The organism is Streptomyces sp. NPDC020747, from assembly GCF_044334695.1.
Classification (GTDB): domain Bacteria; phylum Actinomycetota; class Actinomycetes; order Streptomycetales; family Streptomycetaceae; genus Streptomyces.
Genome location: NZ_JBIRTJ010000001.1, coordinates 650881 through 667875, shown reverse-complemented (window position 1 = coordinate 667875; position 16995 = coordinate 650881). Strand labels below are relative to the sequence as shown.

The 16995-nt window shown below is 71.0% G+C and carries 14 protein-coding genes; 9 read left to right on the top strand and 5 right to left on the bottom strand.

The genetic code is table 11. From position 1 onward, the window contains the following. Positions 1-22: 22 nt before the first annotated feature. From ddaH to ACH4YP_RS02725, 3 genes are all read right to left on the bottom strand, one after another. Positions 23-799 carry a dimethylargininase gene (ddaH, locus tag ACH4YP_RS02735; RefSeq protein ID WP_361051687.1) on the bottom strand — a complete coding sequence of 259 codons (777 nt, stop codon included), beginning with the start codon at positions 797-799 and terminating at the stop codon, positions 23-25. Positions 800-966: 167 nt separating this feature from the next. Further along, complete coding sequence (locus ACH4YP_RS02730; protein ID WP_398489003.1) at positions 967-3309, bottom strand: ATP-binding cassette domain-containing protein; 2343 nt, start codon at positions 3307-3309, stop codon at positions 967-969. Positions 3310-3319: 10 nt separating this feature from the next. Beyond that, a complete protein-coding gene (locus ACH4YP_RS02725) occupies positions 3320-4951 on the bottom strand; it encodes an ABC-F family ATP-binding cassette domain-containing protein (protein WP_398489002.1) in 1632 nt (543 codons plus the stop codon). A 320-nt stretch (positions 4952-5271) separates the two neighbouring features. Here ACH4YP_RS02725 and ACH4YP_RS02720 point away from each other — a divergent pair, with 320 nt between their 5' ends. Continuing rightward, on the top strand, positions 5272-5940 hold the full coding sequence (locus ACH4YP_RS02720; RefSeq protein WP_398489000.1) for a GPP34 family phosphoprotein: 669 nt from the start codon (positions 5272-5274) through the stop codon (positions 5938-5940). A 233-nt stretch (positions 5941-6173) separates the two neighbouring features. Here ACH4YP_RS02720 and ACH4YP_RS02715 read toward each other — a convergent pair whose 3' ends face one another. After that, positions 6174-6590, bottom strand: a complete 417-nt coding sequence (locus ACH4YP_RS02715; RefSeq protein WP_361051701.1) for an SsgA family sporulation/cell division regulator — start codon at positions 6588-6590, stop codon at positions 6174-6176. Between the two features lie 312 nt (positions 6591-6902). Here ACH4YP_RS02715 and ACH4YP_RS02710 point away from each other — a divergent pair, with 312 nt between their 5' ends. The 3 genes from ACH4YP_RS02710 to mmpA all read left to right on the top strand — a co-directional run bounded on the left by ACH4YP_RS02710 (position 6903) and on the right by mmpA (position 9029). Further along, complete coding sequence (locus ACH4YP_RS02710) at positions 6903-8018, top strand: WD40/YVTN/BNR-like repeat-containing protein (RefSeq protein WP_398489460.1); 1116 nt, start codon at positions 6903-6905, stop codon at positions 8016-8018. 69 nt (positions 8019-8087) lie between these two features. Then, complete coding sequence (locus ACH4YP_RS02705) at positions 8088-8780, top strand: endonuclease V (protein ID WP_361051706.1); 693 nt, start codon at positions 8088-8090, stop codon at positions 8778-8780. A gap of 102 nt (positions 8781-8882) precedes the next feature. Next, entirely contained in the window at positions 8883-9029 is a 147-nt protein-coding gene (gene mmpA, locus ACH4YP_RS02700) for a morphogenic membrane protein MmpA (RefSeq protein ID WP_361051748.1), read from the top strand. A gap of 105 nt (positions 9030-9134) precedes the next feature. Here the strand turns inward: mmpA and ACH4YP_RS02695 are convergent, their stop codons facing one another. Then, entirely contained in the window at positions 9135-10325 is a 1191-nt protein-coding gene (locus ACH4YP_RS02695; protein ID WP_398488998.1) for a saccharopine dehydrogenase family protein, read from the bottom strand. Between the two features lie 116 nt (positions 10326-10441). Here ACH4YP_RS02695 and ACH4YP_RS02690 point away from each other — a divergent pair, with 116 nt between their 5' ends. From ACH4YP_RS02690 to ACH4YP_RS02670, 5 genes are all read left to right on the top strand, one after another. Further along, a complete protein-coding gene (locus ACH4YP_RS02690) occupies positions 10442-10822 on the top strand; it encodes an MmcQ/YjbR family DNA-binding protein (RefSeq protein WP_398488996.1) in 381 nt (126 codons plus the stop codon). A gap of 118 nt (positions 10823-10940) precedes the next feature. Next, positions 10941-12152: a CaiB/BaiF CoA transferase family protein gene (locus ACH4YP_RS02685; RefSeq protein ID WP_398488995.1), complete on the top strand. Its 1212-nt coding sequence runs from the start codon at positions 10941-10943 to the stop codon at positions 12150-12152. Further along, a complete protein-coding gene (locus ACH4YP_RS02680; protein WP_398488994.1) occupies positions 12149-13291 on the top strand; it encodes an acyl-CoA dehydrogenase family protein in 1143 nt (380 codons plus the stop codon). The genes ACH4YP_RS02685 and ACH4YP_RS02680 overlap by 4 nt, the downstream gene beginning before the upstream one ends. Positions 13292-13331: 40 nt before the next feature. Then, entirely contained in the window at positions 13332-14546 is a 1215-nt protein-coding gene (locus ACH4YP_RS02675) for an acetyl-CoA C-acetyltransferase (protein ID WP_398488993.1), read from the top strand. 52 nt (positions 14547-14598) lie between these two features. Further along, positions 14599-16794 (top strand): 3-hydroxyacyl-CoA dehydrogenase NAD-binding domain-containing protein, encoded by a 2196-nt coding sequence (locus tag ACH4YP_RS02670; RefSeq protein WP_398488991.1) that lies wholly within the window; start codon positions 14599-14601, stop codon positions 16792-16794. The last annotated feature ends 201 nt before the right edge of the window (positions 16795-16995 follow it).

Genomic DNA, 16995 nt, shown 5'->3' with positions numbered 1-16995 from the left:
GAAGGGCGTCAGCTTCGGTCGTTCAGGCATACAGCCCCCTGAGCCGGACCGAGAGGCATGTCACGCAGCCTTCGAGCTTCTCGAACTCGCTGATGTCGACGAGGACGGGCTCGTGGCCGAGATCGGCGTACAGCTCGGCCGTCTTGGGTGCGCTGGCCGCCATCAGCAGCTTGCCGCCGCCGAGGAGCACCACGTGGCCGCCGGACTCCTCCGGCACCCCGAGGAAGCGCGGGAAGACCGAAGGGGTGTCCACCAGTGGCTCGTGCCCGACGACCGTGCCGTCCGGAAGCGCGGTGACGGCCGACTTCAGGTGCAGCACCTTGCTCACCGGTACGGCGACGACGCGGGCGCCGAGCGGTTCGAAGGCCGCCCGCAGCTGCTGGATGCCGGCCCCGTTGGTCCGTCCGCCCCGGCCGACGTAGATCGTGTCGCCGACCTTCAGGACGTCGCCGCCGTCGAGCGTGCCCGGCTCCCACACCCAGTTCACCGAGCAGCCGAGCCGCGCCACGGCCTCCTCGACCCCGGCGGTCTCGCCGCGCCGCGACTGCGCGCCCGACCGGCCGATCAGCGCCACGTTGCGGTAGACGACCACCGCGTCCTCCACGAACACGGAGTCCGGGCAGTCGTCGGCGGGGTCGACCTCGACGGTCTCCCAGCCGTGCGTACGCAGTGCCTCCGCGTACGCCTCCCACTGTTCGGCCGCCAGCTCGACGTCGACCTTGGTGCGTTCGATGTGCGTGACCAGTCCCTCGGCCAGGCGGGGGCTCGGGCGGCGGATGAGGGCTTTCTGGCTGGGCACGTGCGTTTCTCCGTCTCGGCCGGTTGTGTCCCCGCACATCATGCAGCTCATGCCTGAGTCGCAACAGCCCCCGGGGGTGCGGGGCTGGAGAGGGGATTGTGGCGGGTGTGTCCGTATCCGCGCTCCCTCCCGCGGCCCATCACCTCCCCCGTGCCCCCGGCGGAGCCCTACCCCACGAACCGCCGCAGGTGCTCCGCCGTGAACGACCCCTCCGCGTCCAGCAGCTGCCCGGGTGTCCCCTCGAAGACGACCCTGCCGCCCTCCTTGCCGCCGTCGGGCCCCAGGTCGACGATCCAGTCGGCGTGGGCGACGACGTCGAGGTTGTGCTCGACGACCAGGACCGTGTTGCCCGCGTCGACCAGCCGGTCCAGGAGGGTGAGCAGGCCCTCGACGTCCGACATGTGCAGCCCGGTCGTCGGCTCGTCGAGCACGTACACCGCTCCGGTCCGATGGAGCCGGGTCGCGAGTTTGATGCGTTGCCGTTCTCCGCCGGAGAGCGTGGACAACGGCTGACCGAGTGTCAGATACGTGAGCCCCACGTCCCGTAGAGCCCGCAGACGGCGGCGTACGCCCGAGTCCTCGAAGAAGCCCAGGGCCTGATCGGCCGTCATCTCCAGTACGTCGACGACGGAGTTGCCGCCCACGGTCAGCCGCAGCACCTCGTCCTTGAAGCGCCGCCCCTCGCAGTCGGGGCAGGTCGTGGTCACCGGGTCCATGAACGCGAGGTCGGTGTAGCTGACTCCCCGACCCTGACAAGTCCCGCACGCCCCCTCGGAGTTGAAGCTGAACAGACCCGCCTCCACGCCCGTCTCCCGCGCGAAGATCTTCCGTACGGTGTCCATGACGCCGAGGTACGTGGCCGGAGTGGACCGCGCCGAGATGCCGATGGACGACTGGTCGACGACCACGGCGTCCGGGTGCGCGGCCGTGAACTCCTTCGAGACGAGCGTGCTCTTGCCCGAGCCGGCGACGCCGGTCACCGCGGTCAGCACCCCGGTGGGGAACTCGACCGTCACGTCCCGCAGGTTGTGCAGACCGGCGCCCTTCACCCAGAGCCCGCCGGTGGCGGTCCGCGTCCGCCGTTTCACCTCGGTGCGGCGGCGCAGACACCGGCCCGTCGGGGTGTCGGCCGAGGCCAGCTCGCCGGGCGTCCCCTCGAAGACGACCCGGCCGCCGTCCGCCCCCGCCCCCGGTCCCATGTCGACGACGTGGTCGGCGAGGGCGATGACGTCCGGGTCGTGCTCGACGACCAGCACGGTGTTCCCCTTGTCCCGCAGCCGCAGCAGCAGGTCCCCGAGCCGTCCCACGTCACGCGGGTGCAGCCCGACGCTCGGCTCGTCGAAGATGTACGTCATCCCGGTCAGGCTCGACCCGAGGTGCCGCACCATCTTCAGCCGCTGCCCCTCCCCGCCGGACAGCGTCGAGGTCTCCCGGTCCAGGCTGAGATAGCCGAGCCCGATCGCCTCGATCCGCTCCAGCGAGGCCACGGCGGCGGCCGCGACCGGTGTGGCGACCGGGTCGTCGATGCCCTTCAGTACGGGGATCAGGTCGCTGATCTGCATCCGGACGCAGTCGGCGATGGACAGACCGGTCCGCCCGGCCGGCCCTGCGCCGATCCGGGTGGCGAGTGCCGCCTCGTTCAGCCGGGCGCCCCGGCACCCCATGCAGAGCCCCTCCGTCATATAGCCCCGCACCTGGTCGCGCGTCTTCTGGCTGAGCGCGGACAGGTCCCGCTTGAGATACAACCGCTCGAAACGGTCGGCGAGCCCTTCGTAGTCGGTGTTCCAGGTGCCGCCCGAACCGCTGATGGTGACCTTGCTGCCGGGTCGCCCACGCAGCAGGAACTCCCGCTCGGCCGTGGTGAATTCACGTACGGGCCTGTGCGGGTCCAGCTCAGTGGTGTTCGTGTATCCCTGCCCCTGCCAGGTCCCCGCGGCGAACGGCGGGAAGAGGATCGCGCCGTCGGCCAGGGACCGGTCCGGGTCCAGGATGCGGTCCCAGTCGGGCCGGACCGTGCGCCCGAGGCCGTCGCACTCGGGGCACATGCCCGACGGATCGTTGAACGAGTACGCGGTGGCCGGGCCCGCGCTCGGGCTGCCGTGCCGCGAGAACAGCACCCGGACCACCGAGTACACGTCCGTCATCGTGCCCACCGTCGACCGGGAGTGGCCGCCGACCGGCTTCTGGTCGACGACGATCGCGGGCGAGAGATCCTCGATGGCCTCCGCGTGCGGCCGCTCGTACTTCGGCAGCCGGTTGCGGACGAACCACGTGAAGGTCTCGTTCAGCTGGCGCTGCGACTCGACCGCGATCGTGTCGAAGACGACCGACGACTTCCCCGACCCCGACACCCCGGTGAAGACCGTGAGCCGGCCCTTCGGGATGAGCAGGGTCACATCCCGAAGGTTGTTCTCACGGGCCCCGACCACCCCGATGAACGAGTGCGTACCGGAAACGGGCTGGTCAGGGCTGGTGACGGGCTGGTGCGTACCGGTGGTGAACTGGCTCATGCCGCCGAAGCTAGCCGGGATACCCGACAGCTTCTGGCGTGATTTCCCTGAGTTCTCCTCCTTCCATCAGCAGCCAGCGGGTGATCCCGATCGACTCCAGGAACGGCACGTCGTGGCTGGCCACGATCAGCGCCCCCTCGTACGACTCCAGGGCCGTGGTGAGCTGCCGCACGCTCGCCATGTCGAGGTTGTTGGTCGGCTCGTCCAGCATCAGGATCTGCGGCGCGGGCTCGGCGAGCATCAGCGCGGCCAGCGCCGCCCGGAAGCGTTCGCCGCCGGAGAGTGTCGCCGCCCGCTGGTCGGCCCGCGCGCCCCGGAAGAGGAAGCGGGCCAGGCGTGCCCGGACCCGGTTGTTGGTGGCGCCGGGCGAGAAGCGGGCCACGTTCTCGGCGACCGTCAGCTCGTCGTCGAGCACGTCGAGCCGCTGCGGCAGGAAACGCAGGGGCACATGCGCCCGCGCCTCTCCGGAGACCGGTTCCAGCTCTCCGGCGATCGTTCGCAGCAGCGTCGTCTTGCCCGCCCCGTTGCGCCCGATCAGCGCGACCCGCTCGGGCCCGCGCAGATCGAAGCTGCCCACGCTCGCGCCGTACGCCAACTCCAGGTCCAGGAGCGTCAGTACGTTCCGGCCGGGCGGTACGGCCGTGTACGGCAGGTCGACGCGGATCTCGTCGTCGTCCCGCACGGCGTCCACGGCCTCGTCGAGCCGCTCCTTGGCATCGGCCAGCTTCTCCTCGTGCATGATCCGGTGCTTGCCCGCGGACTCCTGGGCTGCGCGTTTGCGGGCGCCCATCACGATCTTCGGCTCGCGCTTCTGCTCGAACATCTTCTGTCCGTACTTCTTGCGTCGGGCCAACTTGACCTGTGCCTCGGCCAGTTCACGCTTCTGCTTCTTCAGGTCGGACTCGGCGACGCGCACCATGCGCTCCGCCGCCTCCTGCTCGGTGGCGAGCGCCTCCTCGTACGCCGAGTGGTTGCCGCCGTACCAGGTCACCTCTCCGGAACGCAGATCGGCGATCTGGTCGACCAGATCCAGGAGTTCACGGTCGTGGCTGACCACGATCAGGACTCCGGACCAGGCCTCGACGGCCGCGTACAGCCGTCGGCGCGCGTACAGGTCGAGGTTGTTGGTGGGCTCGTCCAGCAGGAGGATGTCGGGCCGGCGCAGCAGCAGTGCGGCCAGCCGCAGCAGGACCGACTCGCCGCCCGAGACCTCACCGATGGTGCGGTCCAACTCGATGTGGCCGAGGCCGAGTTCGCCGAGGGTCGCGACGGCTCGCTCCTCCACGTCCCAGTCGTCGCCCACGACGTCGAAGTGCGCCTCGGACACGTCGCCCGCCTCGATGGCGTGCAGCGCGGCCCGCTTGGCGGCGATGTCGAGCGCCTCGTCGACCCGCAGACCGGTGTCCAGGGTGACGTTCTGCGGCAGGTAGCCGACCTCGCCGGCGACACGTACGGTGCCGTCGGCCGGGGTCAGTTGACCGGCGACCAGCTTCAACAGGGTTGACTTTCCTGATCCGTTGACGCCGACGAGCCCGGTCCTGCCGGGTCCGAAGGCCACCTGCAGATCATCGAAGACGGAGGTGCCGTCCGGCCAGGCGAAGGAGAGGGAGGTACAGGTGATGGAGGTGGGGAAGGTTGACATACGCGCCTCGCGGTACTTGATGCGGTCAGGGCAACGCGTATCGAGACACCGGGGCGGCGACGACGGCCGAGAGGACGGACAGAGGTCCGCAAGGCATCCTGGGAGGAAAGGGGAAGGCCCTGTTCCGGAGGACGGCTCGAATGCCGAGGTCGCACGCTGCGCACACACGGACACGTGTGTGACGAGGTGTCTCAGGACCTCAGACGAGCAACGTCCTTCTCCAATCGGCGACAACAGAACCTCATACACCGTACGAAGGGCCCTCACGGCTGTCAACGAATTAACGTGAGCCCCCACCCCGACCGCACCAAGGAGACCCCGTGCCCGACGGTTCCCTCTCGTTGCCCGCCCGGCTCTACCTGCTGGCCTGGGACACCACGAAGCTGAAGGTCACCGACGCCGCCCACCTTCCCCATCTGGTCCGGGCCGGTGCCCTCACCGAGCTGGCACAGCGCGGGCTGCTCGCCGACGTGGACGGCATCGCCACGCCCACGGACCCCGACGGCCGGACCGGGGACCCCGTCCTCGACGGGCTCCTGGAACTGGTCGAGGAGTCCCGCCCGCACAGGTGGAAGACCTGGGTCGGCCTGCGGGCCCGCGTCACCCTGGACGCCGTACGGGCGCAGCTCGCCGCCGACGGGTACCTGCGCGCGGAGAAGACACGGGTGCTCGGGGTGTTCCCGTCCGTGGAGTACGAGATCGACCGCATCGCGGTCGTGGACAGGCTGCGCGCGGAGGCCCGGGAGGTACTGGAGGGGCCCGGGCCGGTCGAGGAGGTGTCCGAACAGGACGCGGCACTCGTCGCCCTCGGCGCCGGGGCCGAGCTGCGCACGCTGCTGTCGGGCAAGGAAAAGCGGCAGTACAAGAAGCGGATCGAGGACCTGGTCGAACGCAGCGGGGCGACGACTCCCGCCTTGAAGACGGCGGTGCAGGAGGTGCGTTCGGCGGTGGTCCTGGTGATGACGACGACAGGGGTGCCCGGAAGCTGAGCGCGGGAGCCGCCCCCGCCCACGGATGAGCCGAGCTGTCCGCACTCGGCGTCGCCCGGATCGGCGTCGGCCCGGGCATCGCGCAGGCCGCACACGCACTGGTCCGCCGTGCCGCGCGGGAGCTGCTGGGCACGGGAACGTACGAGTCCGCCGGCCGGCGGACTCGATCACGGCGAGCTCAACTCCCTGCTGGGGAACGGGCGCTGACCTCTCCGGGATCTCTCCGGAAGAGGTCAGCAGGCGTCCCGCAGCAGCTCGGCCAACTGCTGGTCCAGGTCCTGGTGCAGATGCTCCAGGCCGAAGGGCACGACCTGGGTCGTACGCTCCAGGAAGCGCCGCAGCTCGCCCGTGCGGACGTGGACCACGGCGGTGCCCTCCGGGGCGTGGAACTCCAGGACGATGCGGTCGTACCCGTAGGGCCGCACGCGGACGTCCCCGCGTCCCACCGGCTCCTCCAGGCCCGAGGCGAGGAGCTCGCGGGCGAAGGTCCAGATCACGTCCACGCCTTCGAGGGTGGCCGGGGCCGGGAAGGACATGCGGACGGCGAAGGGGTCGTGCGGGTCGTATCGGAGTGTTGCGGGAATGCTCGGCATCCGCGGAGCCGCGGCGACGAGACGGGCCTCTACGGGCTGCTCGATGACGGTGGACAACGCCTTGCTCCCTTGTGACGGCTGAACGAACGGCGGACGGATGAGCCGGGCACTTGTAGAGACGCTCGAAGCGGCCAATCCGTGCTCACCAAAGGGCATGAAATTCGAGTGACCTCCGTCACCGCCTTCAATCACGGATGTGATCAAAGATTCCTGAAGTGACCGCCGACGCCTTCCGGGGCATCTGGACGCCACTGGGGGAGTGGGCTAGCTTCGCCCGCCATGAGGGGCTTGGGGAAGACGCGACGCACGAGACGTATGGGATCCACGACGGGTACGGGGTCCACGACAGGTACGGGATCCGTGAGGCGGCTGGTGACCGCGGGGGTGTGCGGGTTCGCGCTCGCCGCCACGTTCACGGCACCCGCGCAGGCGCACGGACCGGACCAGGGATCGGGTCAGGTGGCGGACAACAGGTCGGGCGGCGGCTCGGGCAGCGGCTCCGGTGGCGGGAAGTCGCCGCACTGGGAGCTGAAGGACAGCGGCACGGATGTCCGCTTCCGCGGGCTCTCCGCCGTCAGCCGGAACACCGCCTGGCTGGCCGGGTCCAAGGGCACCGTGCTGCGCACCGCCGACGGCGGCAAGACCTGGCGGAACGTATCGCCGCCCGGCGCGGCCGAGTTGGAGTTCCGCGACGTCGAGGCCTTCGACGGCAGGCGTGCCGTGGTGCTGGCCATCGGCGAGGGCGAGGCGTCCCGGCTCTTCCGGACCGAGGACGGCGGGGCGACCTGGACCGAGTCGTTCCGCAACACCGACGCCAAGGCCTTCTACGACTGCGTCACCTTCTTCGACAGCCGCCACGGCCTGGCCATGAGCGACCCGGTCGACGGCAAGTTCCGCATTCTGTCGACCCGCGACGGCGGCCGCTCCTGGAAGGTGCTGCCGAGCGCCGGCATGCCCGCGGCCCAGGAGGGCGAGGCGGGCTTCGCGGCCAGCGGGCAGTGCCTGGTCAGCTCGGGGCCGCGGGACGTGTGGCTGGCCACCGGCGGGGCGGCACGTTCGCGCGTGCTGCACTCCTCCGACCGGGGCCTGACCTGGACGGCCACCGACACCCCGGTCCCGGCGGGCGACCCGGCGCGCGGCGTCTTCGCCGTCGCCTTCCGCGACCGGACGCACGGCATCGCGGTCGGCGGCGACTACCGCGCCGACCAGGCCTCGCCGCGGGCGGCCGCGACCAGCCGCGACGGCGGCCGCACCTGGACGACGGCCGGCACACCGCCACCCGCCTACCGCTCGGGCGTCACCTGGCTCCCGCACAGCCGCACGTCCGCCCTCGCGGTCGGCCCCACCGGCACCGACCTCACCACGGACGGCGGCCGCACCTGGCGCACCCTGGACACCGGCTCGTACGACACCGTGGACTGCACCCCCGACCGGGCCTGCTGGGCCTCCGGCGAGAAGGGCCGGGTGGCCCGCCTGGAGCGCTGAACAGCGATCCTCCCGGGAGAACGGGCGCGGTAAGTGACCGTCGGCCGCGGGCCGTACGCTCGTCACATCATGACGACGACCGTACGCATCCCCGCGGGCTGGCCCGCCACCGAGGACGAGGCCCGAGCCGTGCAGGACGAGTTGCGGGGGCGGGTGGTGCTCGACGAGCCCGGGCCGCCGCCGCGAACCGGCCGCGTGACCGGGGTCGACGTGGCCTACGACGAGGAGCGCGATGTCGTCGTGGCCGCGGCCGTCGTGCTCGACGCGTGGACCCTCGACGTGGTCGCCGAGGCGACGGCCGTGGGACAGGTGCCGTTCCCGTACGTCCCAGGGCTGCTGGCCTTCCGGGAGATCCCGGCGGTGCTGGCCGCCCTCGAAGCGCTGCCCTGCGAACCGGGCCTGGTCGTCTGCGACGGCCACGGCCTCGCCCACCCCCGCCGCTTCGGCCTGGCCAGCCACCTCGGCGTCCTCACCGGCCTTCCGACGATCGGCGTCGCCAAGAACCCGTTCACCTTCACGTACGAGGCCCCGGGCGCCCCACGCGGATCGGCCTCGCCGTTGCTCGCGGGCGAGGAGGAGGTCGGCCGGGCCCTGCGCACGCAAGCGGGCGTCGCGCCGGTCTTCGTCTCCGTCGGCCACCGGGTGACCCTGGACACCGCCTGCGCCCACACCCTCCACCTCGCGCCGCGCTTCCGCCAACCGGAGACGACCAGACTCGCGGACGCCCTCTGCCGCCGGGCGTTGAAGGCGACGGCCCCCTGAGTACGCGTACTCGGCACCGGCTTCTGAGTACGCGTTCTGAGTACCGGTTCTGAGTATCCGTACGGATGCCGGGCCCCTGCCATGATCGGCAGGCTGTGCCGCATGACGACACACCGCGCCCCGAAGCCCGCCACCAGCCCCACCCAGCCCGTCGAGCGGGCCGTGATGGGCGGACTGCTCCTCGCCGTCCTCGCCGGTGTCGCCTGGATAGCCGGGATGATCTACACGGTCATGGGCTGGCCGCTCTGAGCAGTTCCTCGGGCCCGATGACGTCGGCCCGGGAACTGCGCGACACGCCACCGCGTGCCCGCGGCAGTCATCCGGCACCAGCTGTGCGACGCGTCCCGCGGAGCGCTAGCGCGTGGCGGCGACCCGAAAGCTGATCCCAGCCCCTCGCAGCCGCTCGATCAGCGAATCCCCCATGGCGACAGCCGTCGTCACCTGCCCGGACGTCGAGGGAAGCTCGTCGAAGGCGAGGCACAACGCGGACTCGGCCAGCATCTTGGCGGTGTCCCCGTACCCGGGATCCCCACCGGAGACCTCCGTGAACACCCGCCGCCCGCCTCCCTCGCCGACGAACCGCACCGAGAACCAACTCTCCGCCCGCTTCTCCTCGCTGGGCCCGTCACCGGGCTTGAGCCGGTCCGACAGCCACCGCCGCACCGGCGGCACCTGCGCCGCCGCGACGACCGCCCCGGCCCCGGCCACGCCGCCCAACGCGAACGGCAGCGTCTCGACGGCCGCGTAGTGCCGGTATCGGAAGTCGGGCCCGTACCGCTCCAGGGCCCGCGCGGACCGCCGCACGATCTGCGCGTCGATGGTGGGCAGGGGCAACGCCCACGCCCCGACCTCCTTGGCGTACCGCGGAGCGCTCGACGGCGTGTGGGCCCGCCGTCCCACCAGCCGGGGCTCGTGCCGTTTGCGGTCCCGCGCCGCGGCGAGCAGCTGCCGTCCGCGCGACATCTGGTTGAGGGCGGAGGCGAAGGTGCCGCCCGAGAACATGCCCCCGGCGCGCACGAACCCGTCCACGGTCAGCGGCACCCCTTCGGGGAGCTGACGCACGGTGAAGTAGGCGCCCAGGTCGTGGGGGACCGAGTCGAAGCCGGCGGCGTGCACCAGCCGAGCGCCGGTCTCACGCGCGCGTGCGTCGTGCCGCACGTACATGAGGTCCACGAACTCGGACTCGCCGCACAGGTCCAGGTAGTCGGTGCCCGCCTCCGCGCAGGCGGCGACCAGGTCCTCGCCGTACGTGAGGTAGGGCCCGACGGTCGTGGCCACCACGCGCGCGTGCCGCGCGAGTTCCCGCACGGACGCCGGATCGGTGACATCGGCCCGCAGCAGCGGAAGCTCCGCGCAGGCCGGGTCGATCGACACCAGGCGTTCCCGCAGCCGTTCCAGCTTGGCGGTGTCGCGCGCCGCGATCGCCCACCGCAGCCCCTCTGGAGCGTGCGCGGCGAGATACTCCGCCGTGAGCGCTCCGACGAATCCCGTGGCCCCGAAGAGCACGATGTCGTACGCGCGCCCCGTCCTGTCCTGCCTGCTCATGGCACCTCTCAGCCGTCCAGCCCGCGCCGTTGTCGGTGGCTGAGGCTAGCGTGAGGTACGAGGAGCCGAACCAGGACCCCGTGCGAGGGGCCTGCCGAAACGGACCGGAGGCAACCGTGGCCCCGACGAGGACCGCCCTGAAGAACTGGGAGAAAGTACGGGAGTTCGCCCTCGGACTGCCGGGCGCGGCCGAGGAGTTCCCCTGGGGCGAGAGCGTCGCGAAGGTCAACAAGAAGGTGTTCGTGTTCCTCGGTGTCGGCGACGGCAGCTATCCGCTGGGCGTCACCGTGAAGCTCAAGGACGAGGTGGCGCACGCCCACGCCCTGTCCTCCCCGGGCGCGGAGCCCGCCGGATACGGCCTGGGCAAGGCGGGCTGGGTGAGAGTCCCGCTGGAGGAGAAGGGCGCCCCGGCGGCGGAGCTGCTGTACGACTGGGTCGAGGAGAGCTACCGCACCATCGCGCCAAAGAGGCTCATAGCAGAGCTGGACGCGCGCTGAAGCTGCTGGTTGGCTTCCAGAATCTACTAAGCGCTTGCTCGCCAGGGCTTGTGCGGAGTGGAACACGTTCTTAACATCGCTGATGTTACATCAGATGTGTCACAGTGCTGGGGGCTTGATGGCAGCGGCAGGAACGGCAGTGCACGGCCCGCTCGCCGGGGTGCGCGTGGTCGAGCTGGCGGGCATCGGGCCCGGCCCGTTCGCCGCCATGCTCCTGGCCGACCTGGGCGCGGACGTCGTCCGCGTGGACCGGCCGAACGGCGTGGGACTCGCGATCAAGCCCGCCTACGACATCACCAACCGCAACAAGCGCTCGGTGATCGTCGACCTGAAGGCACCCGACGGCGCGGACCGCGTCCTCGACCTGGTCGACCGCGCCGACATCCTGATCGAGGGCTTCCGTCCGGGCGTCGCCGAGCGCCTCGGCGTCGGCCCCGAGGCCTGCCACGCCCGCAACGCGAAGCTCGTCTACGGACGGATGACCGGCTGGGGCCAGGAGGGCCCGCTCGCCCCGCGCGCGGGCCACGACATCGCGTACATCGCGCTGACCGGCACCCTCGGCATGATCGGGGCTCCGGGCGAACCCCCGGCCGTCCCCGCGAACCTCCTCGGGGACTTCGCGGGCGGCTCGCTCTACCTGGTCGTCGGCGTCCTCGCAGCCCTCCACCACGCGCGCGCGACCGGCGCGGGTCAGGTCGTGGACGCGGCGATCGTGGACGGCACCGCCCACCTCGCCTCGATGATCCACGGCATGCTCGCCGCCGGCGGCTGGCAGGACCGGAGGGGCGCCAACCTCCTCGACGGCGGCTGCCCGTACTACGGGACGTACGAGACGGCCGACGGCCAGTACATGGCGGTGGGCGCTCTGGAGGGCCAGTTCTACGAGGAGTTCGTGCGGCTGCTCGGCCTGGGGGAGTACGTCTCGGCGCGCAAGGACCTGTCCCGCTGGGGCGACCTCCGCGAGGCAGTCGCGGCCCGCTTCAGGACGCGTACGAGGGACGAGTGGACCGCGGTCTTCGAGGGCTCCGACGCCTGTGTGGCGCCGGTGCTGTCGCTCCGCGAGGCCCCGCACCATCCGCATCTCGCCGCCCGCGGCACCTTCACCGACCACGGCGGCATCACCCAGCCCGCGCCCGCGCCCCGCTTCTCCGCCACCCCCACCGCAGTCCGCAGCGGGCCCGCGCTGCCGGGCGCCGACACCGCGGACGTGGCCCGCGACTGGGACGTACCGGACCTCCTGAAGGGCAGCGCCGAGCCGGCGGGCAGCGCCGAGCGTGAGGGTCACAGCGATGCGAGCGGCCACAGTGAACCGAGGGACGGTACCGAATGAAGCGGCAGATCTTCGCGCCCGAGCACGACGCGTTCCGCGAGACTGTCCGGACCTTCCTCGCCAAGGAGGTGCTGCCGCACTACGAGCAGTGGGAGAAGGACGGCATCGTCTCGCGGGACGCCTGGCTGGCCGCCGGAAGACAGGGACTGCTCGGACTCGCCGTCCCGGAGGAGTACGGGGGCGGGGGCAACGCCGACTTCCGCTACAGCGTGGTGCTCGCCGAGGAGTTCACGCGCGCGGGGGCCGCCGGGCTCGCGCTCGGGCTGCACAACGACATCATCGGGCCGTATCTGACGGGCCTCGCCACCGAGGAGCAGAAGCGGCGCTGGCTGCCCGGTTTCTGCGACGGCTCGCTGATCACGGCCATCGCCATGACCGAGCCCGGCGCCGGGTCGGACCTCCAGGGCATCACTACGCGCGCCGAGGACCGGGGCGACCACTGGCTGCTCAACGGCTCCAAGACCTTCATCTCGAACGGGATCCTGGCCGACCTGGTGGTCGTCGTCGCGAAGACGACCCCCGAGGGAGGCGCGAAGGGCCTCTCCCTGCTCGTCGCCGAGCGTGGCATGGAGGGCTTCGAACGCGGTCGCAACCTCGACAAGATCGGGCAGAAGGCCCAGGACACCGCCGAGTTGTTCTTCCACGACGTACGCGTCCCGAAGGCGAACCTGCTGGGCGAGCTCAACGGCGCCTTCGTGCACCTGATGACGAACCTCGCGCAGGAGCGGCTGAACATCGCCGTCGCCGGGATCGCCGCCGCCGAGTACCTGCTGGAGATCACCACCGAGTACGTCAAGGAGCGCGAGGCCTTCGGACGGCCGCTGTCCCGGCTCCAGCACATCCGCTTCGAGATAGCCGAGATGGCCACCGAGTGCGCCGTCACCAGGACGTTCGTCGACCGTTGCACAGAGGACCACGCGAACGGCGAACTCGACGCGGTGCACGCCTCGATGGCCAAGTGGTGGGCCACCGAGCTGCAGAAGCGCGTCGCGGACCGCTGTCTCCAACTGCACGGAGGCTACGGCTACATGACGGAGTACCGCGTCGCCAGGGCCTTCACCGACGGCCGCATCCAGACCATCTACGGCGGGACGACCGAGATCATGAAGGAGATCATCGGCCGCTCCCTCCTCGGCTGACCCTCCCGGCCCTCGCGGGCTCTCCCTGAAAGGCTCACGCGTGACCACCGAAGCGTACGTGTACGACGCGATCCGCACCCCGCGCGGGCGCGGCAAGGCGAACGGCGCCCTGCACGGCACCAAGCCCGTCGACCTGGTCGTCGGGCTCATCCACGAGATCCGGGACCGCTTCCCGGGACTCGACCCGGCCGCCATCGACGACATCGTGCTCGGTGTCGTCGGACCCGTCGGCGACCAGGGCTCCGACATCGCCCGGATCTCCGCCATCGCCGCCGGACTGCCCGACACGGTGGCCGGAGTCCAGGAGAACCGCTTCTGCGCGTCGGGCCTGGAAGCCGTCAACCTCGCCGCGATGAAGGTCCGTTCGGGCTGGGAGGACCTCGTTCTCGCGGGCGGCGTCGAGTCGATGTCCCGCGTGCCGATGGCCTCCGACGGCGGCGCCTGGTTCGCCGACCCGATGACCAACATCGCGACCAACTTCGTACCGCAGGGCATCGGTGCCGACCTCATCGCCACCATCGAGGGCTTCTCGCGCCGGGACGTCGACGAGTACGCGGCGCTCTCCCAGGAGCGCGCCGCCGCGGCCTGGAAGGACGGCCGCTTCGAGAAGTCCGTCGTCCCCGTGAAGGACCGCAACGGACTGGTCGTCCTCGACCACGACGAGCACCTGCGCCCCGGCACCACCGCGGACTCGCTCGCCAGGCTCAAGGCGTCGTTCGCCGACATCGGCGACCTGGGCGGCTTCGACGCCGTGGCGCTGCAGAAGTACCACTGGGTGGAGAAGATCGACCACGTCCACCACGCCGGCAACTCCTCCGGCATCGTGGACGGCGCCTCGCTGGTCGCCGTCGGCTCGAAGGAGATCGGAGAGCGGTACGGGATCACCCCGCGCGCGCGGATCGTCTCCGCGGCCGTCTCCGGCTCCGAGCCGACCATCATGCTGACCGGGCCCGCCCCCGCCACCCGCAAGGCGCTCGCCAAGGCCGGACTGACCATCGACGACATCGACCTCGTCGAGATCAACGAGGCCTTCGCGGCCGTCGTCCTGCGCTTCGTGAAGGACATGGGCCTGTCCTTGGACAAGGTCAACGTCAACGGCGGCGCGATCGCCCTCGGCCACCCGCTCGGCGCCACCGGCGCGATGATCCTCGGCACGCTCGTCGACGAACTGGAGCGCCAGGACAAGCGATTCGGCCTCGCCACGCTCTGCGTGGGCGGCGGCATGGGCATCGCCACGATCGTCGAGCGCATCTGACTCCCCAGCGGGACCAACGGACTTCCAACGGACTTCTACGGAGAACCCCCTCATGACCGAGAGCACCACCATCCGCTGGGAACAGGACGAGACCGGCATCGTCACCCTGGTCCTCGACGATCCCGACCAGTCCGCGAACACCATGAACCAGGCGTTCCGCGACTCGCTCGCCGTGATCACCGACCGCCTGGAGGCGGCGGTTCAGGCCGACCCCGACTCCGTCCGCGGCATCGTCTTCACCTCCGCCAAGAAGACCTTCTTCGCGGGCGGTGACCTGCGCGAGCTCATCCGGGTCACCCCCGAGACCGCCCAGCAGCTCCTCGACGGAGGCCTCGCCATCAAGCGCGACCTCCGCCGCATCGAGACGCTCGGCAAGCCCGTCGTCGCCGCCATGAACGGCGCGGCCCTGGGTGGCGGTTACGAGATCGCGCTGGCCTGCCACCACCGCGTCGCCCTCGACGCGCCCGGCTCCAAGATCGGCTGCCCCGAGGTCACGCTCGGCCTGCTGCCCGGAGGCGGTGGCGTCGTCAGGACCGTACGCCTCCTGGGCATCGCCGACGCGCTCCTCAAGGTGCTCCTCCAGGGCACCCAGTACAGCCCGCGGCGCGCGCTGGAGAACGGCCTCGTCCACGAAGTGGCGGCCACCCACGAGGAGATGCTCGCCAAGGCCCGCGCCTTCATCGACGCCAACCCCGAGTCGCGCCAGCCCTGGGACAAGCCCGGCTACCGCATCCCGGGCGGCACCCCGTCCAACCCGAGGTTCGCGGCCAACCTGCCCGCCTTCCCGGCCAACCTGCGCAAGCAGACGAACGGCGCGCCCTACCCGGCGCCGCGCAACATCCTCGCGGCGGCGGTCGAGGGCTCGCAGGTCGACTTCGAGACCGCGCAAGTCATCGAGGCGCGCTACTTCGTGGAACTGGCCGCGGGCCAGACCTCCAAGAACATGATCCAGGCCTTCTTCTTCGACCTCCAGGCCGTCAACTCGGGCGCCAACCGTCCCAAGGGCATCGAACCCCGCCCGGTCCGCAGGGTCGCCGTCCTGGGTGCCGGGATGATGGGCGCCGGCATCGCGTACTCCTGCGCCCGCGCGGGCATCGACGTCGTACTCAAGGACGTGTCGGCGGAATCGGCCGCAAAGGGCATGAGCTACTCCGAGAAGCTCTGCGCCAAGGCCGTCTCCCGAGGCCGTACGACCCAGGAGAAGGCGGACGCGCTGCTGGCCCGCATCACGCCGACCGCGGATCCGCAGGACGTGGCGGGCTGCGACGCCGTCATCGAGGCCGTCTTCGAGGACTCCGCGCTCAAGCACAAGGTGTTCCAGGAGATCCAGCACATCGTCGAACCGGACGCGTTGCTGTGCTCCAACACCTCGACCCTGCCGATCACCGCGCTGGCCGAAGGCGTCGAGCGACAGGTCGACTTCGTCGGACTGCACTTCTTCTCGCCCGTCGACAAGATGCCGCTCGTCGAGATCATCAAGGGCGAACGCACCGGCGACGAGGCACTCGCCCGCGCCTTCGACCTCGTACGGCAGATCAGGAAGACCCCGATCGTCGTCAACGACTCGCGGGGCTTCTTCACCTCCCGCGTCATCGGGCAGTTCATCAACGAAGGCGTGGCGATGGTCGGCGAGGGCATCGAGCCCGCCTCCGTCGAGCAGGCCGCCGCCCAGGCCGGCTACCCCGCCAAGGTCCTCTCCCTGATGGACGAGCTGACCCTCACCCTGCCGCGCAAGATCCGCGCCGAGTCGAAGCGGGCCGTCGAGGAGGCCGGTGGCACCTGGACGGAGCACCCCGCGGACGCGGTCATCGACCGCATGGTCGACGAGTTCGGCCGCCCCGGGCGCAGCGGCGGCGCGGGCTTCTACGAGTACGGGGACGACGGCAGGCGGGCCGGGCTGTGGCCCGGGCTGCGCGAGCACTTCACGCGCGCGGGGGCCGCCGAGGCGGAGATTCCCTTCCGGGACATGCAGGAGCGCATGCTGTTCTCCGAGGCGCTGGACACCGTCCGGCTCCTGGAGGAGGGCGTCCTCACGTCCGTCGCCGACGCCAACATCGGCTCGATCTTCGGGATCGGCTTCCCTGGCTGGACGGGGGGCGTTCTGCAGTACGTCAACGGGTACGAGGGCGGGCTGCCGGGGTTCGTGGCACGCGCGCGTGAGCTTGCCGAGCGCTACGGGGAGCGGTTCGCGCCTCCGGCGCTGCTCGTGGAGAAGGCGGAGAAGGGGGAGGGGTTCGCGAACGCGTGAGGGTTTGGGGCCGGGGGTTGTTTCGCCCCCGCCGCCCCTTCCCGTCCCGTCCCTGGGGGCTGCGCCCCCAGGCCCCCGCTATCGCGCTGACGCGCTCGTCCTCAAACGCCGGACGGGCTGGTGGTGTTCGGCCCGGGCTGCGAAATCTTTAGCCCCTCCGGCGTTTGAGGAGCGGGGGTTCGGGGGCGGAGCCCCCGAGGA

Excerpts from the sequence above, each read along its gene's own strand:
- ACH4YP_RS02730 (WP_398489003.1), bottom strand. The coding sequence starts at position 3,309 with ATGAGCCAGTTCACCACCGGTACGCACCAGCCCGTCACCAGCCCTGAC.
- ACH4YP_RS02725 (WP_398489002.1), bottom strand. The coding sequence starts at position 4,951 with ATGTCAACCTTCCCCACCTCCATCACCTGTACCTCCCTCTCCTTCGCC.
- ACH4YP_RS02705 (WP_361051706.1), top strand. The coding sequence starts at position 8,088 with ATGACGACGACCGTACGCATCCCCGCGGGCTGGCCCGCCACCGAGGAC.
- mmpA (WP_361051748.1), top strand. The coding sequence starts at position 8,883 with ATGACGACACACCGCGCCCCGAAGCCCGCCACCAGCCCCACCCAGCCC.
- ACH4YP_RS02695 (WP_398488998.1), bottom strand. The coding sequence starts at position 10,325 with ATGAGCAGGCAGGACAGGACGGGGCGCGCGTACGACATCGTGCTCTTC.
- ACH4YP_RS02685 (WP_398488995.1), top strand. The coding sequence starts at position 10,941 with ATGGCAGCGGCAGGAACGGCAGTGCACGGCCCGCTCGCCGGGGTGCGC.
- ACH4YP_RS02680 (WP_398488994.1), top strand. The coding sequence starts at position 12,149 with ATGAAGCGGCAGATCTTCGCGCCCGAGCACGACGCGTTCCGCGAGACT.
- ACH4YP_RS02670 (WP_398488991.1), top strand. The coding sequence starts at position 14,599 with ATGACCGAGAGCACCACCATCCGCTGGGAACAGGACGAGACCGGCATC.